Source organism: Streptomyces sp. NPDC037421 (assembly GCF_055602105.1).
Genome location: NZ_JBVJWV010000017.1, coordinates 61,009 through 79,725 on the forward strand (window position 1 = coordinate 61,009; position 18,717 = coordinate 79,725).

The following is an 18,717-nucleotide window of genomic DNA, read 5'->3' on the forward strand; positions in this document are numbered from 1 at the left end:
AGCCATGTGCGGAAGGTTTGCGGCGAGTCGGACGCCCCAGGAGCTGGCGGGGACATTCGGGATCGAGAGGTGGGAACCGGACGAGACCCTGGCCCCCGACTGGAACGTGGCGCCGACGAAGGAGGTCCACGTCGTCCTCGACCGTCCCCTCAAAGACGCGCGGGACCCCCGTCCGGTTCGCCAGCTGCGGGTCCTGAAATGGGGCCTGGTCCCCTCCTGGGCGCAGAACTCCGAGGGCGCGGCCCGGATGATCAACGCCCGGTCCGAGACCCTGCACGAGAAGCCGTCCTTCCGCCGCCCCTTCGCGCAGCGCCGCTGCATCGTCCCCGCCGACGGGTACTACGAGTGGGTCACCGAGCACGACGAGCGGCAGCTGGAGGTCGAGGGGAAGAGGAAGCGGGCCCGCAAGCAGCCCTACTTCGTCCTCCCCGCCGACGGCTCGGTCTTCGCGATGGCCGGGATCTACGAGTTCTGGCGCGACGCGACCCTGCCCGCCGAGCACCCGCGGGCCTGGTGGGCCACCTGCTCGGTGATCACCGCCGAGGCGGAGACCACCCCGCTGGGGGTGGCGCCCGCCGAGGGGCCGCGCTCGCTCTCCGAGATCCATCCCCGGATGCCGCTGATGCTCACCCCGGACCGCTGGGACGCCTGGCTGGACCCCGCCCGCACCGACGAGAACGGCCTGCGGGACCTGCTGGCACCCCCGCCCGGCGGGCTGATGCGGGCCTACCCGGTGGCCACGGCGGTGAGCAGCGTGCGCAACAACGGGCCGGAGCTGCTCCAGGAACTGGAGGGCCCGGAGGAGGCGACCCTCTTCTAAGGGACGTCCGGCAATCCCCGGCGGGCGCACGACGACGGCCGCGGCGCCTCGCCGCGTTGTCGGAACGCCGGGATGCGCCCGGTACGAGGACGCTCCTCCGCCTTGCGGTGCACCGCGTCCGACGCCGCGCGCCGATCCACCGGGGATTACGGGACTGGCGGGCGCCCCTGCGTTCCTCCGGGCCCGCCGCCCGGCAGGATGGGCCCATGAGCACCCGTACCGAGAGCGTCGGCACCCCCGCCGGCGAGGCCCGGATCACCTGGCACACCGCCCGCGCCGCGAAGCTGGTGCTGGCCCTGGGCCACGGCGCCGGCGGCGGCATCGAGGCCCGCGACCTCCAGGCCCTGGCCGCGGCCCTGCCCGCCCGGGGCGTCACCGTGGCCCTGGTCGAGCAGCCCTGGCGGGTCGCCGGGAAGAAGGTCGCCGCCGCGCCCAAGGTGCTGGACGAGGGCTGGCGGGCCCTGTGGCCCGCGCTGGAGCGGCCCGGCCTCCCCGTGGCGGCCGGCGGGCGCAGCGCCGGGGCCCGGGTGGCCTGCCGGACCGCCGCCGAGCTGGGTGCGGCCGGGGTGCTCGCGCTGGCCTTCCCGCTGCACCCGCCGGGCAAGCCCGAGAAGTCCCGGGCCGAGGAGCTGCTGGGCGCCGGGCGGCCCGCGCTGGTGATGCAGGGCGGCCGGGACCCCTTCGGGCGGCCGGAGGAGTTCCCTGGAGGGGAGTACGAGCTCGTGGAGGTGCCCTTCGGGGACCACGGCTTCGCCGTGCCGAAGAAGGCGGACCTGACGCAGGACGAGGCCCTGGAAGTCATCACCGGCGCGGTGGCCCCCTGGCTCGCCCGGCTCACCGCCTGAGCCCCGGACCGGCTCACCGCCTGAGCCCCGGACCGGCTCCGAACGGAGCCCCGGAGCGGCCCCGGAAACCCCGGGCGGCACCCCGGACGGGCCCCTCCGTGGTCCGGACCTGACAGATTCCGGCGTGACCCCGCTCACCCGCCCCCGTCCGGCCCCGGGAAATCCCGACAGCCCTTGGCGCACCAGGGAATGCCCTGCCCGGGCCGCCTGTTGAGGGAGGTGTCGGAACGCAGGGAAAAGACGTCGGAGGAGAGGGAGCGCATGACCCAGGTCATCAGCCAGAACCGTCCGCAGGCCGCTGACCTGGACTGGACGGTGCTGCCTGCCCCCAAGCGCGGTTCGCTTCGGGCGGCGGAGGGCCGGGATGGTCGACTATTCTCCGATTCGAGCGGATCCGCTTTCGGAGCCGCCACGCTGTCGGAGGAGGTGGGTCCTGTCGCTGGGACCGACGAAGGCCAGGCACAGGAGACGACCGCTGAGCGCAATGCGCGTTTCGAGCGGGACGCCCTCGGCTACCTCGACCAGATGTACTCCGCCGCCCTGCGCATGACGCGCAACCCGGCCGACGCCGAGGACCTGGTCCAGGAGACCTACGCGAAGGCGTACGCGTCCTTCCACCAGTTCCGCGAGGGCACCAACCTCAAGGCGTGGCTCTACCGCATTCTGACCAACACGTTCATCAACTCCTACCGCAAGAAGCAGCGCGAGCCGCAGCGCAGCGCCGCGGAGGAGATCGAGGACTGGCAGCTGGCGCGCGCCGAGTCGCACATGTCGACCGGTTTGCGTTCCGCCGAATCGCAGGCGCTCGACCACCTGCCCGATTCGGACGTCAAGGAAGCGCTCCAGGCCATTCCGGAGGAGTTCCGCATCGCGGTCTATCTTGCCGACGTAGAGGGCTTTGCGTACAAGGAGATCGCGGACATCATGGGTACACCCATCGGTACGGTCATGTCGCGGCTGCACCGTGGGCGCCGTCAACTCCGCGGAATGCTGGAGGACTATGCCCGTGAGCGCGGGCTGGTTCCCGCCGGCGCGGGAGAGTCGAACGACCTGAAAGGCTCGGGCTCATGAGCTGCGGAGAGCCGCACGAGACGGAGTGCGCCGAGGTCCTGGACCATCTGTACGAGTTCCTGGACCACGAGATGCCCGACAGTGACTGCACGAAGTTCGAGACGCACTTCGGCGAATGCAATCCCTGTCTGGAGAAGTACGGCCTGGAACAGGCCGTGAAGAAGCTGGTCAAGCGCTGCTGCGGATCGGACGACGTGCCGACCGATCTCCGTTCCAAGGTCATGGGACGGATCGAACTCATCCGTTCGGGTCAGGCCGTGCCCGAGGGTGACATCACCGCCGGGCCCGCGACCGGCTGAACGGCACGGTCCGGCCGCTGAACCTCCGCCCCCGGAAGCCCACTTCGTTCACTCGAAGGTGCTAATCCGGGGGCGCCCGTACGGCGCAATGCGAAAATGTGCCCCGCTCCGTTCGGGGGCCGACCTATTCTCCCCTCGCGGTACCGCTCACGTCCGGTACCCGGTTTTCGAGGCCCCTGGGGGAGGAGAGCGCCATGCGGGGACTTCCGCCGATGGCGCGCGCCTGCGTCCTGGCCGCCGTTCTCGCGGCCTCGGCCTGCGCGGCCCCGGCCCTCCTCGCGGGCTCCGCGACGCCGTGGCCCGCCGTGGCCCTGCTGGCCCTCCTCTACCTCGGCTGCGAGTCGGCGCGGGCCCTCCCCTTCCTGGGCCGCCGGGTCCCCGAGGGCATCGGCTCCTTCTTCCCGGTGGTGATGGCGGCCGTCTTCCTGCTGCCGCCGTCGGCCGCCGCGCTCGTGGCCGTGCCCGGGGGGCTCGCGCAGAGCGTCGTGCAGCGGCCCGCCCCGGTCCGCCGGATCTGGCACGCCGCCCAGCAGGCGACGGCCGCGTGGGCGGCCGGGCGGGCCTACGGACTCCTCGGCGGCCGGGAAGCCCTCGCCGGCCGGGGCGGCGCGGGCGCCGGACCGCCCGACGGGAGCGGCCACGGCTCCGCCGACCCCACCGCCTGGGTGGCCGACTTCCCGTACGTGATGCTCCCCGCGGCCGTCGCGGCCGTCGTCTTCTGCCTGGTGCTCACCGCCCTCGACGGGGCCGTCCTGGCCGCCGCCGAGGGCCGGCCCGCCGCCACCGCCTGGCGCGGGCTCGCCACCGGCTCTCTCGCCCCGCACTGCGTGCACGGGCTCGCCGGCCTGATGATGGCCGTCATGTGGCGCAGCCCGTACGGGGTTCCGGCCGCACTGCTCGTCCTGCTGCCGATGTACATCTCCTGCTGGGTCTTCGCCCAGTACCACCGCGAACGCGCCGCGCACCGGGCCACGATCCGCGCCCTCGTCCAGGCCGTCGACATCAAGGACCGCTACACGCGCGGGCACAGCGAACGGGTGGGCCAGGCCTCCGCCATGATCGCCCGCGAGCTGGGCATGGGGGGCGACCGCCTCGAAGTGGTCCGGATCGCCGGGATCCTGCACGACGTCGGCAAGCTCGGGGTGCCGACCCGGCTGCTGCGCAAGGACGGGCCGCTCACGCCGGAGGAGCGCCGGACCATCGAACTGCACCCCGAGTACGGACACGAGATGGTCCGGGGCATCGGATTCCTCGGGGAGGCCCGGTCCGCGATCCTGCACCACCACGAGCGGGTCGACGGCTCCGGCTACCCGTACGGGCTCAGCGGCGAGCAGATCCCCGTCCTGGCCCGCGTGGTGGCGGTGGCCGACTCCTTCGACGCCATGACCTCCACCCGCTCCTACAGCCGGGCCCGGCCCGTGGCGACCGCCCTCGCGGAGCTGGAGCGCTGCGCGGGGGCTCAGTTCGACCCGGCGATGGTGCGGGCCCTGGTCGCCGCCATCGGCCGGCACGGCTGGCACCCCGTGGTCACCTCGGACGAGGACCTCCAGGTCATCGCCGCCGTCCCGGGCCCGCCGCGGCCGCAGGCCCTGGAAGGGGACGGGGACAGGGCCCGCGCGGGCACCGGGGACGGGGCCGCCGGGCCGCGGGCCGCCGATCCCGCCGGGCGGGCCGGCGGCGGCCGGTGAGGGCCCTCGCCGTCCGGGCCGTACGCGCCGCCGCGGGCGTGCTCACCGCCGCCGGGCTGGGCCACACCCTGTGGACCGGCGTCGTCGAGCCCGGCACCGCCCTCGCCTTCGGCACCCTGGTCGCCCTCGGGGAACTCGCCCGCCGCGACCACCGCCCGGCCCGCGCCGGCGACGGGCTCGGCGGGCACACCCGGCCCGCACCGCTCGGCTCCGCCGGAGCCCTCGCGTACGCCCTGCTCGGCCAGAACGCCGGGCACCCCACCCACCACGGGGTGCTCCAGACCGTCGCCGTCGTCGTCGCGGCCGCCCTCGCCGGCAGCGTCCCGCACATCGCCCGGGGCCACGGCCCGGCCCTGGACCACGTGGCCCGCCGGGTCCTCACGGTGGCCTTCGCCGCCGCCTGCTTCCAGCCCCTGCACCACTCCGGGCGGCTCGGCGACCGGCTCGGGCAGGGCCCGTACCTCGTCCTGTTCCTGCTGCTCCTGCTGGGCCTCACCGCCCTGTGCGACGCCGTGCTCGCCGCCGTCACGGCCGGGGCCCGCACCGGCTGGCCGTACGGGCCCCTGCTCCGCGACGAGCTGCGCGCCCTGCCCGGCACCGGCTCGGCGATCTGCGCCACCGGCGTCGTGATGGCCCTCGGGGTGGCCGTGGCGGGCCTGTGGGCCCTGCCGGTCTTCTGCGTCCCGCTGCTGCTGACCCAGATGTCCTTCCACCGGATCACCGCCGTCCGCACCACCTACCGCCAGACCATCACCTCCCTCGCCCGGGCCACCGAGATCGCCGGGTACACCGCCCCCGGGCACGCCCGCCGGGTCGCCGCCCTCAGCTGCGCCGTCGGCCGCGAGCTGGGCCTGTCGGAGCGGGAGCTCACGGCCTTGGAGTACGCCGCGCTCATGCACGACATCGGCCAGCTCTCGCTCGTCGACCCGGTCCCCGCCGGGGCCACCGCCGGGCTGCCCGCCGCCGAGGCCCGCCGGATCGCCGAGCTGGGCGGCGAGGTGGCCCGCCAGACCGGGGTGCCGGCGGAGGTCGCGGTGATCGTGGAACGGCAGGCGGATCCGTACCGTGAGCAGCCCGTCGCCGCCCGGATCGTGCGCGCGGTCAACGCGTACGACGACCTGGCGGGCGGCGGACGTCACCCGGGCGGCTCACTGGCCGCCCTCGAACAGCTGCGCCTGGGCACCGGCCGCGACTACCAGCCGGAGGTCGTGGAGTCCTTGGCGAGGGTTCTGGCCAGGGGCGGACACGGCAGAGTCGTACCCGTTCCGCCGGGGTAACCCATGGGTAATGAGCGGCCGTCCGAGCGGGCATGGTTGGATGCAGTAGGAGTGTCCGTGAGGGTGTGCGCAAGGCTGCACCTGTCCCCCAGCCACCGCTGGGGGTGCCCCCAAGCAGGCGGGAATCGTGAGGATCTTCGGGAAGGTACGGCATCGGCCCTCCGCCTCGTGGCGGCAGGCCACCGACCGCGCGTTCACGCTGATCGGCGACGGTCGGTACGAGGACGCGGGCGCGCTGCTGACCAGGGCTGCCGACCTGGAGCCCTGGCTGTCCGAGTCCTGGTTCAACCTGGCACTTCTCCACAAGTTCCGGCACGACTGGGAGCAGGCCAGGGCCGCCGGACTGCGCGCCGTGGCCCTGCTCGACCGGGAGACCGGCGCCCCGGACTGGTGGAACGTCGGCATCGCCGCGACCGCGCTCCAGGACTGGCCGCTGGCCCGCAGGGCCTGGCAGGCGTACGGGCTGAAGGTGCCCGGGGACCCGCACAGTTCCGCCGGTACGGGCGAGCCGGTGGGCATGGAGCTCGGCAGCGCGGCCGTACGGCTGTCGCCCGAGGGCGAGGCCGAGGTCGTGTGGGGCCGCAGGCTCGACCCAGCCCGGATGGAGGTCCTGTCCATCCCGCTGCCCTCCTCGGGACGGCGCTGGGGCGAGGTCGTCCTGCACGACGGGGTGCCGCACGGCGAGCGGATCACCGCGGCCGGCCCCTCGTACCCGGTCTTCGACGAGATCGAGCTCTGGGCCCCCTCGCCGGTGCCGACCTGGGTGGTGCTGCTGGAGGCCGCCACCGAGGCCGACCGCGACGCCCTGGAGCAGCTGGCCTCGGACGCCGGCTTCGCCGCCGAGGACTGGTCCTCCTCGGTGCGCCTGCTGTGCCGGACCTGTTCGGAGAGCGCGATGCCCAGCGGCGAGGGCAACGGCGACCACCTGGACCCGCACGACCACAGCGAACCGGGCCACCCCGGCCCGCTGGGCCACCGCACGGCCGGATCCGGCTCCCTGTGGGTACCCGAGCGCGAATGCGGCATCGCGGCGCCGGCCGGCCTGGTGCGCGGGCTGCTCGACGGCTGGGTCGCCGACAGCCCCGACAGCCGTGAGTGGCGGGATCTGGAGGAAGTCTGCTGACCCTGGGCCGTAGGCTGTACGGGCACACCACGGACTTGAGGGAAGGCGTACGGCGGACATGGCGCAGCAGGAGAACCAGGTGACCCCGATCGACGACGAGGGCTACGTCGTGGACACCGAGGACTGTGAGGCGCGCGAGCTGGCCTACCGCGAGCGCGGTACGTCCCGCCCGATCACGGTGGTCGGCAACCCGGTGCTGCACAGCGAGTGCAAGGACGTCACCGAGTTCGGCGACGACCTGGCGCGGCTGATCGACGACATGTTCGCCAGCCAGAAGACCGCCGAGGGCGTGGGCCTGGCCGCCAACCAGATCGGCGTCGACGCCAAGGTCTTCGTCTACGACTGCCCGGACGACGACGGCGTGCGCCACACCGGCGTCGTGGTCAACCCCAGGCTGGTCGAGCTGCCCGCCGCGGCCCGCGTGCTGGACGACTCCAACGAGGGCTGCCTGTCCGTCCCGACCGCGTACGCCTCCCTGGCCCGCCCGGACTACGCCGAGGTCACCGGCCAGGACGCGCAGGGCAACCCGATCAAGGTCCGCGGCACCGGCTACTTCGCCCGCTGCCTCCAGCACGAGACCGACCACCTGTACGGCTACCTGTACATCGACCGCCTCTCGAAGCGCGACCGCAAGGACGCGCTGCGCCAGATGGCGGAGAACACCCCGCGCTACGAGGTCGTCCCGAACGACTGACCCGCCCGCGCGCCCCGCGTGTACGAAGGCCCCGCTCCGGAACCGGAGCGGGGCCTTCGTGTGTGGGGGGAGCGCGACCGGCGCGCCCTGCGGGGCGCAGCCGGTGCCTTCGGATGACATCACCGCCGCCGGAGCCCGGCCAGACCTGCCTTCCCCGAATGTCAAGTCACCGTCGATTACCGGCCGTTGGTCTCCGCTCAGGCCACCGCGCGGGGTCCCCGGAAGGCGCGGCGGAAGGCGTTGGGGGTGGTGCCCAGGGTCCGCAGGAAATGATGGCGCAGAGCGGCCGCGTTGCCGAAGCCGCTACGGCCCGCGATGGCGTCCACCGTGTCGTCGGTGGACTCCAGCAACTCCTGCGCCAGCAGCACCCGCTGGCGCAGGACCCACTGGTACGGGGTCGTCCCCGTCTCCTGGAGGAAGCGGCGGGCGAAGGTCCGCGGCGACATGTGGGCCCGCTCCGCCAGCTGCTCGACGGTGATCTCCCCGTCCAGGTGCCGGGCCATCCACCCGATCACCTCGCCGACCGTGTCGCAGGCGGTGCGGGGGAGCGGCCGCTGGATGAACTGGGCCTGGCCGCCGTCGCGGTGGGGCGGTACGACCATCCGCCGGGCGATGGTGTTGGCCACCTCGGCGCCGTGCTCCTGGCGCACGACGTGCAGGCAGGCGTCTATGCCCGAGGCCGTGCCGGCGGAGGTGATCACGGACCCCTCGTCGACGTAGAGCACGTCCGGGTCGACCCGGGCCGCCGGGTAGCGGCGGGTCAGTGCCGCGGCGTGCATCCAGTGGGTGGTGCAGCGCCGCCCGTCCAGCAGCCCGGCCGCGCCGAGCACGAAGGCGCCGCTGCACACGCTGAGCACCCGGGCCCCCCGGTCCACGGCCCGGCGCAGGGCGTCGAGGAAGGGCTCGGGGTAGTCCCGTACCGGTGCCTGCCGGTCGGCGGGCAGGCAGATCAGATCGGCCTCCTCCAGCCGCTCCAGCCCGTGCGCCGGCGCGATGGCGAAGCCGACGTCCGCCATGGTCAGCGGGCCCTCCTCGGCCGCGCACACCGCGAAGTCGTACACGGGCAGCCCCTGCTCGCTCCGGTCGATCCCGAAGACCTCGCAGAAGATCCCGAACTCGAAGGGCGCCACTCCGTCGACGAGGGCCACCGCCACGTTCTTCAGCATGGATCCAGTGTGGCAGTAATTCGCTCTTCCATGACAGTCCTGCCACTGTCCGGTTTTCGCCCGCCGGCCGAGAGTGGAGTCATGAACACGCTCCTCGACTACCTCACCGTCCTCGCCGTCGCCGCCCTCCTCCTCGCCCCCGCCCTGCACGGCGCCCTGCGCGAGCGGCGCACCGACCGCCAGCTCGCCGCGGCGGCCGGGCCCCGCGCTGCCCGGGCCCGCACAGCACGACGTCCCCGCCCCCGGATCTCTCCGCGGGCGGGGACGTCGGCATGCCGAACGGCGTCCGGAACTGCGGCCGGGGCCTAGAAGTCCTCGTCCAGGTCGACCGTGCCCTCCACGGCGACCTGGTAGGCCGACGGGCGGCGCTCGAAGAAGTTCGTCAGCTCCTGGACGCCCTGGAGCTCCATGAACGAGAAGGGGTTCTGCGAGCCGTACACCGGCGGGAAGCCGAGGCGGACCAGGCGCTGGTCGGCGACGCACTCCAGGTACTCGCGCATCGAGTCGGTGTTCATGCCCGGCAGGCCGTCCCCGCACAGGTCGCGGCCGAACTGCAGCTCCGCCTCGACGGCTTCCTTCAGCATGTCCGTGACCTGCTGCTGGAGCGCGTCGTCGAAGAGCTCCGGCTCCTCCTTGCGGACCGTGTCCACGACCTCGAAGGCGAAGTTCATGTGCATGGTCTCGTCCCGGAAGACCCAGTTCGTGCCGGTCGCCAGACCGTGCAGCAGGCCGCGCGAGCGGAACCAGTACACGTACGCGAAGGCACCGTAGAAGAACAGGCCCTCGATGCACGCGGCGAAGCAGATCAGGTTCAGCAGGAAGCGGCGCCGGTCGGCGGCCGTCTCCAGCTGGTCGATCTTCTCGACCGAGTCCATCCACTTGAAGCAGAACTGCGCCTTCTCGCGGATCGACGGGATGTTCTCCACCGCGTCGAAGGCCGCCGCGCGGTCGTCCGGGTCGGGCAGGTAGGTGTCGAGCAGCGTCAGGTAGAACTGGACGTGCACGGCCTCCTCGAACAGCTGGCGCGACAGGTACAGGCGCGCCTCCGGGGAGTTGATGTGCTTGTACAGCGTCAGCACCAGGTTGTTCGAGACGATCGAGTCGCCCGTCGCGAAGAACGCGACCAGACGGCCGATCATGTGCTGCTCGGCCGGCGTCAGCTTCGCGAGGTCGGCGACGTCGGAGTGGAGGTCGACCTCCTCCACCGTCCAGGTGTTCTTGATCGCGTCCCGGTAGCGCTCGTAGAAGTCCGGGTAGCGCATCGGGCGGAGCGTGAGCTCGAAGCCCGGGTCCAGGAGGTTCTTCTTGTCGGTGGAGCTCATTACTGGCAGGCCTCGCAGGACTCGGGGTTCTCAAGGGAGCAGGCCAGAGCCTCGGCGTCGAGGGCCTGGGGCAGCTGGGCGGGGGCGGCGGCGGCCGGGACGGCGGCGGCGCCGGACGCGGCGCGGGCGATCTTCGTCGCCGGGCGCGAACGCAGGTAGTACGTGGTCTTCAGACCCTGCTTCCAGGCGTACGCGTACATCGAGCTGAGCTTGCCGATGGTGGGCGTCTCCAGGAACAGGTTCAGCGACTGGCTCTGGTCCAGGTACGGCGTACGGGCCGCCGCCATGTCGATCAGGCCGCGCTGCGGGATCTCCCACGCCGTGCGGTACAGCTCGCGGACCTCCGCCGGGATCCAGCCGAAGCCCTGGACGGAGCCGGAGGAGTCGCGCAGCGCCTCGCGGGTCTGCGCGTCCCACACGCCGAGCTGCTTGAGGTCCTCCACCAGGTAGGCGTTGACCTGGAGGAACTCACCGCTGAGCGTCTCGCGCTTGAAGAGGTTGGAGACCTGCGGCTCGATGCACTCGTACACGCCCGCGATCGAGGCGATCGTCGCCGTCGGGGCGATGGCGAGGAGCAGGGAGTTGCGCATCCCGGACTTCGCGATGCGGGCGCGCAGGGCGTCCCAGCGCTCGGGCCAGTGGCGCTCGGTCTCGTAGTGGTCGGGGTGCAGGACGCCCTGGGCGGTGCGGGTCTCGGCCCAGGCCGGGAGCGGGCCGGAGCGCTCGGCGAGGTCGCAGGAGGCCTCGTACGCGGCCAGCATGATCCGCTCGGAGATCTTCGTGGACAGGGCCTTCGCCTCGGCCGAGTCGAAGGGCAGGCGCAGCTTGAAGAAGACGTCCTGGAGGCCCATCGCGCCCAGGCCCACCGGACGCCACTTGGCGTTGGAGCGGCCGGCCTGCTCGGTCGGGTAGAAGTTGATGTCCACGACGCGGTCGAGGAAGGTCACGGCCGTGCGGACGGTCTCGTCCAGGCGCGCCCAGTCCATCTCGCCGTCGGCGACGAACGCGCCGAGGTTGACCGAGCCGAGGTTGCAGACGGCCGTCTCGTCGTCGTTGGTGACCTCGATGATCTCGGTGCAGAGGTTGGAGGAGTGGACGACGGTGCCGGGCAGCGCGGTCTGGTTCGCGGTCCGGTTGGAGGCGTCCTTGAAGGTCATCCAGCCCTGGCCGGTCTGCGCGAGGGTGCGCATCATGCGGCCGTAGAGGTCGCGGGCGGGCATGGTCTTCTTGGACAGGCCGGCCGCCTCGGCCTTGACGTAGGCGGCGTCGAAGTCGTCGCCGTAGAGGTCCACCAGCTCGGGGACGTCGGCCGGGGAGAACAGCGACCAGTCGGCGTCGGCGTTCACGCGGCGCATGAACTCGTCCGGGATCCAGTGGGCGAGGTTGAGGTTGTGCGTACGGCGCTGGTCCTCGCCGGTGTTGTCGCGGAGCTCCAGGAACTCCTCGATGTCCGCGTGCCAGGTCTCCAGGTAGACGGCGGCGGCGCCCTTGCGGCGGCCGCCCTGGTTCACGGCGGCGACGGAGGCGTCGAGGGTCTTCAGGAACGGCACGATGCCGTTGGAGTGGCCGTTGGTGCCGCGGATCAGCGAACCGCGGGCGCGGATGCGGGAGTACGAGAGGCCGATGCCGCCGGCGTGCTTGGACAGGCGCGCCACCTGGTGGTAGCGGTCGTAGATCGAGTCCAGCTCGTCCAGCGGGGAGTCCAGCAGGTAGCAGGAGGACATCTGCGGGTGGCGGGTGCCGGAGTTGAAGAGCGTGGGGGAGGACGGCAGGTAGTCCAGGCGGCTCATCAGCCGGTAGAGGGAGGCGACTTCCTCGACGGCCTGGACGCCGCTCTTCGAATCAGGCGCGGTGTCCTCGGCGAGGCCGCAGGCCACGCGCAGCATGAAGTACTGCGGGGTCTCGATCACCTGGCGGGTGATCGGGTGGCGCAGCAGGTAGCGGCTGTGCAGGGTGCGCAGGCCGAAGAAGCCGAAGCGGTCGTCCGCGCCCTCGGCGAGCGCGTGCTCGACCAGGGCGTCCAGGCGGGCGGCGTGGGCGGCGACGAACTCGGCGGTGCGGTCGGCGATCAGGCCCTCGCGGTGGCCGACGGCGATGGACTCGGCGAAGGAGCCCGAGCCCTGGCCGGCGGCCTCGTCGGCCACGGCCAGCGTCAGCAGGCGGGCGGCGAGGCGGGAGTAGGCGGGGTCCTCGGAGATCAGGCCCGCCGCGGCCTCGGTGGCCAGCCCGCGCAGCTCGGCCTCGTCGGCGGAGGCGCTGCGGCCGCGCAGGGCGGCGGCGGCGACCCGGCCGGGGTCGGTGTCGGGGAGGTCGGCGGTCAGCTCGGTGAGAGTACGCAGCAGCGCGGCCCCCGGGCCTTCGGTGGTGTCGCCAGAAACGGACTCGGCGCGCGGTGCGGAAGGCGCGATGGTCACGGCGGGAGCTCTCCCTCGCTCGGCCCGGTCATCGGCGGATCGGGGCGCGGGGAGGCACATGCGGGCACGACGGGATCGCGTACACACCGCATGGCGTCCACCGGCCCAACCGCGAGGCCCGGACGTGTCGACACCCGGTTCGGTCGATCCGGGCGCACTGTCGGCAGGTCCTCGGACTTTTCATACCGTTGCGGGACAGTTCCGGATTCGCACCGGATTCCCCTGCGGCGACAGCGAGGATGAGCATACATGTGGGGGGCCGCCCGTGCGCGACCCACCACATGTTGTGTCGGCGCGGCTACAGCTCCAGACGGTAGGTCAGCAGTTTCAGCGCCGGGATCGGCGACCAGTCGAGCTCCGGAGTGCGTACGAAGCCCAGCCGTTCGTAGATCCGCTGGGCACCCCGCATGGCCGGCTGGGTGGACAGCACCAGGGCCGTGACCCCCAGGGCGCGGGCCCGTTCGGCGCAGGCCCGTACGAGGGCCTCACCGACGCCCTTGCCGCGTGCCTCGGGGGCCACCGCGAGCATCCGGAACTCGGCCTCGTGCCGCCCGGCCACGTCCGCGAGCCGGCTCCCGGGTGCGGCGAACGTCACGCCGCCGAGCACCCGGCCGTCCTCCACGGCGACGAGCACCTCCCCGTCGCCGGCCCGCCCGGCGACGTCGCGCAGGACGTTCAGGTAGGTGTCGTCCTCGTTCAGGTCCAGCAGCCCGTCCCCGCTGTAGGCCACCCCGGTGATCTCCCCGAGCCGCCCGTACTCGTCGGCCCGCGCCGTTCTGATCTCGAAGTCCATGCCGCCGAGTGTGCCGGACGGGTGCCGGGGACCGGCGCCGTCTTCGAGCCTCGTGACCGACGACGCACGACGGGGCCCCGCCGGACACGTCCGGCGGGGCCCCGTCATGTGCTCAGCAGCAGCGGAAGCCCTCGCGGGGGTCCGCCTCGCGGGCGTCGGTGCGGGCCCGCTCGAAGGCGCGCCGGGTCAGGACCTCGGCGTCCGGGTCGTGCGAGCGGGCGTGCGCGACGTAGCGGTCGTACGCGGCCTCGCCGGAGAACTCCCGTACGTAGAACCGGGCCTTCGCCAGCGCCCCGCGCACCCCGCTCACGCGACCGGCTCCTTGGCCCTGCCGCCGCTGCCGTCGAGGCCGGCGGCCGCGAGCTCGGCCCTCTCCTCGGCGGTGGCGATGAGCCCGGCCGGGGCGATGATCTTCGACTCGGTCCAGGGCACCTCGGAGAGGCGGACCGACTCGGGGCGGGAGACGGCCTTGAAGCAGACCCGGGCCGCGTCCACCAGCACGATGACGATCAGGACCGCGAAGAGCGCCGACAGGACCCCGTCGACCGTGGCGTTGGTGACCACGGTGTGCATGTCGTCCATGTTCTTGGCGGGCGGCAGCACCTTCCCGGCGTCGATGCCGGTCTGGTACTTGTCGCGCTGAGCGAAGAAGCCGACCTTCACGTCGTCGGAGAAGATCTTCTGGTAGCTCGCCGTGAGGGTGACGGCCACGTCCCAGGCCAGCGGAACGCCCGTGACCCAGGCCCACTTGAGCCGCCCGGACTTGACCAGCAGCGTGGTGCAGACGGCCAGTGCGACCGCCGCGAGCAGCTGGTTCGCGATGCCGAACAGCGGGAAGAGCTGGTTGATGCCGCCCAGCGGGTCCTTGACGCCGACCCACAGGAAGTAGCCCCAGCCGCCGACGACGACGGCGCTCGCGAGCCACACGCCCGGCTTCCAGCTGACGTCCTTGAAGGACTTGTGCACGTTGCCGAGGGTGTCCTGGAGCATGAACCGGCCGACGCGGGTGCCGGCGTCGACGGTGGTCAGGATGAACAGGGCCTCGAACATGATGGCGAAGTGGTACCAGAAGGCCTTCATCCCGGCTCCGCCGATGACCGACGAGAAGATCTCCGACATTCCGAGTGCGAAGGTCGGCGCACCGCCCGTACGGGACAGCAGGCTGGCCTCCTCGACGTCCTTCGCGGCCTGCGCGAGGGCTTCCGGGCTGATGGCGAAGCCGAAGTCGGTGACCGCCTTCGAGGCTGTCTGGACGGTGGCGCCGATGACGCCGCCGGGGGAGTTCACCGCGAAGAAGAGGCCGGGCTCGATGATGCTCGCCGCTATCACCGCCATGACGGCGACGAAGGACTCGGTGAGCATGGCGCCGTAGCCGATGACCCGGACCTGGGTCTCCTTCTGGATCATCTTCGGGGTGGTGCCGGAGGCGACCAGCGAGTGGAATCCGGACAGGGCGCCGCAGGCGATGGTGATGAAGACGAAGGGGAACATCGACCCGGCGAAGACGGGGCCGTCGCCGCGCGCGGCGAAGTCGGTGACCGAGGGCATCTTCAGCGTCGGCATCGCGATGACGACGCCGGCCGCCATCAGGGCGATGGTTCCGACCTTCATGAAGGTGGACAGGTAGTCGCGGGGCGCGAGCAGCAGCCACACCGGCAGCACCGAGGCGATGAAGCCGTACACGACCATCCAGATGACCAGCGTCTCCTTCTCCAGGGTGAAGGTGCTCGCCCAGGAGGAGTCGGCGACCCAGCCGCCGGCGACGATGGCGAGCAGCAGCAGTGCGACGCCTATGACGGAGACCTCGGTGACCCGGCCCGGCCGCAGGACGCGCAGGTAGACGCCCATGAAGAGGGCGATCGGGATGGTCATGCCGATGGAGAAGACACCCCAGGGGGAGTGCGCAAGCGCGTTGACGATGACCAGTGCGAGCACCGCCAGCAGGATGACCATGATGACGAACACGGCGACGAGGGCGGCGGCGCCGCCGACGGGGCCGATCTCGTCCCGGGCCATCTGGCCGAGCGAGCGGCCGTCGCGCCGGGTGGAGAAGAACAGGGTCACCATGTCCTGGACGGCGCCGGCGAAGATGACGCCCGCGACGATCCAGATGGTGCCCGGCAGGTAGCCCATCTGCGCGGCCAGCACCGGGCCGACCAGGGGGCCGGCGCCGGCGACGGCGGCGAAGTGGTGGCCGAAGAGCACGCGCCGGTCGGTGGGGTGGAAGTCGACACCGTTGTCGAGGCGTTCGGCGGGGGTGGCCCGGGTCTTGTCGAGCCGCAGGACGCGGTGGGCGATGAACCGGGAGTAGAAGCGGTAGCCGATGGCGTACGAGCCCAGCGCGGCGGCGAGCAGCCAGGCGGCCGAGATCTCCTCACCCCGGGACAGTGCGAGCACGCCCCAGCCGAGGGCCCCGACGAGGGCCACGCCCACCCAGACGGCGATCGACTGGGGGGAGGTCCTTCCCGAAGGAGGGGGCGAGCCGGGACCCGCCGCTCCTCCCGCTGTCGGAGCCCCGTCCGTACCTGTTGCTTCCGGTTCCGGCATGATCCTCGTCCCCTCGTTGATCATCTGCTTAAGCGCAGGGAATCTACGGGGGGTTACCGCTGGATGTAAGCCCCCGTCCGCATAGCGGTACGAGCGTCCACCCAGGTCGAAGGGGGAGTCAACCGGTGATCAGGTGGCAGGTCGCTGGAGACGGGCAACGAACTTGTAACGGTCGCCGCGATATACCGATCGCACCCATTCGACCGGTTCTCCGTCGGCGTCCAGGGAGTGCCGCGAGAGCATCAGCATCGGCAGGCCCACGTCGGTGCCGAGCAGTCCGGCCTCGCGCGGGGTGGCGAGGGAGGTCTCGATGGTCTCCTCGGCCTCCGCGAGCCGGACGTCGTACACCTCGGCGAGGGCGGTGTAGAGCGAGGTGTACTTGACGAGGGAGCGGCGCAGCGCCGGGAAGCGCTTGGCCGACAGGTGGGTGGTCTCGATGGCCATCGGTTCGCCGCTGGCCAGGCGCAGCCGCTCGATGCGCAGCACCCGCCCGCCCGTGGCGATCTTCAGGAGGCCCGCGAGGGTGTCGTCGGCCGTGACGTACCCGATGTCCAGGAGCTGGGACGTGGGCTCCAGGCCCTGGGCCCGCATGTCCTCGGTGTAGGAGGAGAGTTGCAGCGGCTGCGAGACCTTGGGCTTGGCGACGAAGGTGCCCTTGCCCTGGATGCGCTCCAGCCGGCCCTCGACGACGAGCTCCTGGAGGGCCTGCCGGACGGTGGTCCGGGAGGTGTCGAATTCGGCCGCGAGCGTACGTTCGGGCGGCACGGGGGTGCCGGGGGGGAGCGTGTCGGTCATGTCGAGCAAGTGCCGCTTGAGTCGGTAGTACTTGGGCACACGCGCCGTGCGAGTGGCTGCCCCGCCTTCCGGCTCCGTGGTCGCCCCTTCGGTGGCCATCGCCGCCCGCCTTCCCGACTCCAGTTTCGCTGCCGTCACCGGCTCCTCCGATATGTGCGGTCACATGGTGACACGGGCGGGAGGGCAGGCCTCCTCCCCTCCCCCAGGTGTCGGTCCGATAACGGACCGAGCACCCGCTCATTAGACCCTTGACACCCCTAAAGGTCTAGGCCAAGCTCCCGGTACTGGTCTAAACCAATGTGGATCAGATCCCGGCCCCACGGCAGTACTTGGTACGTACGTCACCGCGGCGGGCGAGGGAAGGTGCAAAGCAGCAGCATCCCTGAGGAGGGTGGCGTGAAGCGCAAGCTCATTGCGGCGGTCGGTGTCGTGGGCATGATGGTCGGTGTCGCGGCGTGCGGCAACGGCGGCGACGACAAGCCGAAGTCCGACGCGTCGGGTGGCGCCAAGGAGATCACCGTCTGGGTGATGGACGGTTCCGCTCCGAAGGCCTGGATCGAGCAGGTCAACAAGGAGTTCTCGGCCAAGCACCCCGGCGTCACGGTCAAGGTCGAGGAGCAGAAGTGGACGGGCATCCAGGAGAAGGTCACCACCGCCCTCTCCGAGAACACCCCGCCGGACGTCATTGAGCTCGGCAACACCCAGACCGCCGGCTACGCCGTCACCGGCGGCCTCGCCGACCTCACCAAGGACAAGGCCAAGCTCGGCGCCGACGCCTGGCAGAAGAGCATGCTCGCCTCCGCCGAGGTCGAGGGCAAGCTCTACTCCGCCCCCTGGTACGCCGCCAACCGCGTCGTCGTCTACGACAAGAAGGCCTACGAGAAGGCCGGCGTCACCCCGCCGAAGACCCGCGACGAGTGGATCGCCGGCCTGGAGAAGCTGAAGGCCTCCGACCCGTCCGCGCAGCCCATCTACCTGCCCGGCCAGAGCTGGTACATCCTCGCCGGCTTCATCTGGGACGAGGGCGGCGACCTCGCCGTCAAGGACGGCGGCAAGTGGAAGGGCCAGCTGGCCACCCCGCAGGCCGCCTCCGCGATGGACTTCTACAAGAAGCTCCAGTCCTTCTCCACCGCCCCGAAGGACAAGGACGAGGCCACCCCGCAGCAGTCCACCGACATCGTCCCCAAGGGCGGCGTCTCCTCCTGGATCGGTCTCGGCTGGGAGGCCGGCGGTGCCGAGAAGGCCCTGAAGGACGCGGGCAAGGAGGCCGACTTCGGCTACTTCCCGATCCCGGGCAAGACGGCCGACAAGTCCGGCACCGTCTTCCTCGGCGGCTCCAACCTCGCCGTGGCCGAGCGCTCCAAGAACAAGGAGCTCGCCAAGGAGTGGCTGGCCCTCGCCACCGGCAAGGACCAGATGACCAAGTACGCCGCCGAGGTCAAGGGCGCGCTGCTGCCGAACCAGGTCGGCGCGAACTTCACCCCGGCCGCCGGCTCCTTCGCCGAGGCCATGGCCAAGGCCGGCCTCAACGGCAAGATCACCCCGGTGACCGCCGGCTGGGCGAACGTCGAGACCGAGCCGAACCCGATCAAGGAGTTCATGACCAAGGTCCTGAAGGGTGAGGACGCCGCCAAGGCGGGCGCGGAAGCGGACAAGGAAATCGCGAACCGCATCAACAAGTAACAGCCCCACCCGGCAGTACCCGCACAGCCCAGCAGTGTGAACGCACCGGGGGGGGGGGGGGGGGGGCAACCCCCCCCCCCCCCCCCCGTGGCGCCTTTTGGTCCCCAACTCACCTCAGCGGAAACAAAACCTCGCAACGTACCCCACCCGGGGCGAGAACCACAATCCCCAAGAAAGACC

Annotated in this window: 17 protein-coding genes and 1 riboswitch; of the genes, 10 read left to right on the plus strand and 7 right to left on the minus strand. The window is 71.8% G+C overall.

Annotation, left to right across the window (positions count from 1 at the left end; translation table 11 throughout):
* The first annotated feature begins 4 nt into the window (after positions 1–4).
* The 8 genes from ACZ7IF_RS23600 to def all read left to right on the plus strand — a co-directional run bounded on the left by ACZ7IF_RS23600 (position 5) and on the right by def (position 7,817).
* Positions 5–820 (plus strand): SOS response-associated peptidase, encoded by an 816-nt coding sequence (locus ACZ7IF_RS23600; protein WP_470974491.1) that lies wholly within the window; start codon positions 5–7, stop codon positions 818–820.
* A 206-nt stretch (positions 821–1,026) separates the two neighbouring features.
* Positions 1,027–1,665, plus strand: coding sequence for an alpha/beta hydrolase family protein (locus ACZ7IF_RS23605; RefSeq protein WP_470974493.1), 639 nt, complete (start codon positions 1,027–1,029; stop codon positions 1,663–1,665).
* A gap of 426 nt (positions 1,666–2,091) precedes the next feature.
* A complete protein-coding gene (locus tag ACZ7IF_RS23610; protein ID WP_007266438.1) occupies positions 2,092–2,736 on the plus strand; it encodes a sigma-70 family RNA polymerase sigma factor in 645 nt (214 codons plus the stop codon).
* Positions 2,733–3,035: a mycothiol system anti-sigma-R factor gene (gene rsrA, locus ACZ7IF_RS23615; protein WP_388933841.1), complete on the plus strand. Its 303-nt coding sequence runs from the start codon at positions 2,733–2,735 to the stop codon at positions 3,033–3,035. The genes ACZ7IF_RS23610 and rsrA overlap by 4 nt, the downstream gene beginning before the upstream one ends.
* Positions 3,036–3,229: 194 nt before the next feature.
* On the plus strand, positions 3,230–4,723 hold the full coding sequence (locus tag ACZ7IF_RS23620; protein WP_470974496.1) for an HD-GYP domain-containing protein: 1,494 nt from the start codon (positions 3,230–3,232) through the stop codon (positions 4,721–4,723).
* On the plus strand, positions 4,720–6,000 hold the full coding sequence (locus ACZ7IF_RS23625) for an HD-GYP domain-containing protein (RefSeq protein WP_470974499.1): 1,281 nt from the start codon (positions 4,720–4,722) through the stop codon (positions 5,998–6,000). Before ACZ7IF_RS23620 ends, ACZ7IF_RS23625 begins: the two co-directional genes overlap by 4 nt.
* 127 nt (positions 6,001–6,127) lie before the next feature.
* The gene (locus ACZ7IF_RS23630) at positions 6,128–7,123 is read left to right on the plus strand and encodes a tetratricopeptide repeat protein (RefSeq protein WP_470974501.1); all 996 of its coding nucleotides are present in this window, start codon (positions 6,128–6,130) and stop codon (positions 7,121–7,123) included.
* Between the two features lie 58 nt (positions 7,124–7,181).
* The gene (gene def / locus ACZ7IF_RS23635) at positions 7,182–7,817 is read left to right on the plus strand and encodes a peptide deformylase (protein WP_470974504.1); all 636 of its coding nucleotides are present in this window, start codon (positions 7,182–7,184) and stop codon (positions 7,815–7,817) included.
* A 197-nt stretch (positions 7,818–8,014) separates the two neighbouring features.
* Here the strand turns inward: def and ACZ7IF_RS23640 are convergent, their stop codons facing one another.
* Positions 8,015–8,983 (minus strand): helix-turn-helix domain-containing protein, encoded by a 969-nt coding sequence (locus ACZ7IF_RS23640; protein WP_470974507.1) that lies wholly within the window; start codon positions 8,981–8,983, stop codon positions 8,015–8,017.
* A gap of 81 nt (positions 8,984–9,064) precedes the next feature.
* Between ACZ7IF_RS23640 and ACZ7IF_RS23645 the strand changes: the two genes are divergently transcribed.
* On the plus strand, positions 9,065–9,292 hold the full coding sequence (locus tag ACZ7IF_RS23645; RefSeq protein WP_470974510.1) for a hypothetical protein: 228 nt from the start codon (positions 9,065–9,067) through the stop codon (positions 9,290–9,292).
* On the opposite strand, the gene ACZ7IF_RS23650 is transcribed toward ACZ7IF_RS23645, so the two are convergent.
* From ACZ7IF_RS23650 to ACZ7IF_RS23675, 6 genes are all read right to left on the minus strand, one after another.
* Complete coding sequence (locus ACZ7IF_RS23650) at positions 9,289–10,305, minus strand: ribonucleotide-diphosphate reductase subunit beta (protein WP_470974513.1); 1,017 nt, start codon at positions 10,303–10,305, stop codon at positions 9,289–9,291. The genes ACZ7IF_RS23645 and ACZ7IF_RS23650 overlap by 4 nt on opposite strands.
* Positions 10,305–12,719 carry a ribonucleoside-diphosphate reductase subunit alpha gene (locus tag ACZ7IF_RS23655; RefSeq protein WP_470974516.1) on the minus strand — a complete coding sequence of 805 codons (2,415 nt, stop codon included), beginning with the start codon at positions 12,717–12,719 and terminating at the stop codon, positions 10,305–10,307. The genes ACZ7IF_RS23650 and ACZ7IF_RS23655 overlap by 1 nt, the downstream gene beginning before the upstream one ends.
* 157 nt (positions 12,720–12,876) lie before the next feature.
* A riboswitch (adenosylcobalamin-variant (AdoCbl-variant) riboswitch) is annotated at positions 12,877–12,953 on the minus strand.
* Positions 12,954–13,017: 64 nt separating this feature from the next.
* The gene (locus ACZ7IF_RS23660) at positions 13,018–13,512 is read right to left on the minus strand and encodes a GNAT family N-acetyltransferase (RefSeq protein ID WP_470974519.1); all 495 of its coding nucleotides are present in this window, start codon (positions 13,510–13,512) and stop codon (positions 13,018–13,020) included.
* Between the two features lie 112 nt (positions 13,513–13,624).
* Positions 13,625–13,822 carry a YbdD/YjiX family protein gene (locus tag ACZ7IF_RS23665; protein WP_007266448.1) on the minus strand — a complete coding sequence of 66 codons (198 nt, stop codon included), beginning with the start codon at positions 13,820–13,822 and terminating at the stop codon, positions 13,625–13,627.
* Entirely contained in the window at positions 13,819–16,059 is a 2,241-nt protein-coding gene (locus tag ACZ7IF_RS23670; RefSeq protein WP_470974523.1) for a carbon starvation CstA family protein, read from the minus strand. The genes ACZ7IF_RS23665 and ACZ7IF_RS23670 overlap by 4 nt, the downstream gene beginning before the upstream one ends.
* A 129-nt stretch (positions 16,060–16,188) precedes the next feature.
* Positions 16,189–16,953 carry a GntR family transcriptional regulator gene (locus ACZ7IF_RS23675; RefSeq protein ID WP_267036634.1) on the minus strand — a complete coding sequence of 255 codons (765 nt, stop codon included), beginning with the start codon at positions 16,951–16,953 and terminating at the stop codon, positions 16,189–16,191.
* A gap of 297 nt (positions 16,954–17,250) precedes the next feature.
* On the opposite strand from ACZ7IF_RS23675, the gene ACZ7IF_RS23680 reads away from it, so the two are divergent.
* On the plus strand, positions 17,251–18,537 hold the full coding sequence (locus ACZ7IF_RS23680; RefSeq protein WP_470974527.1) for an extracellular solute-binding protein: 1,287 nt from the start codon (positions 17,251–17,253) through the stop codon (positions 18,535–18,537).
* The last annotated feature ends 180 nt before the right edge of the window (positions 18,538–18,717 follow it).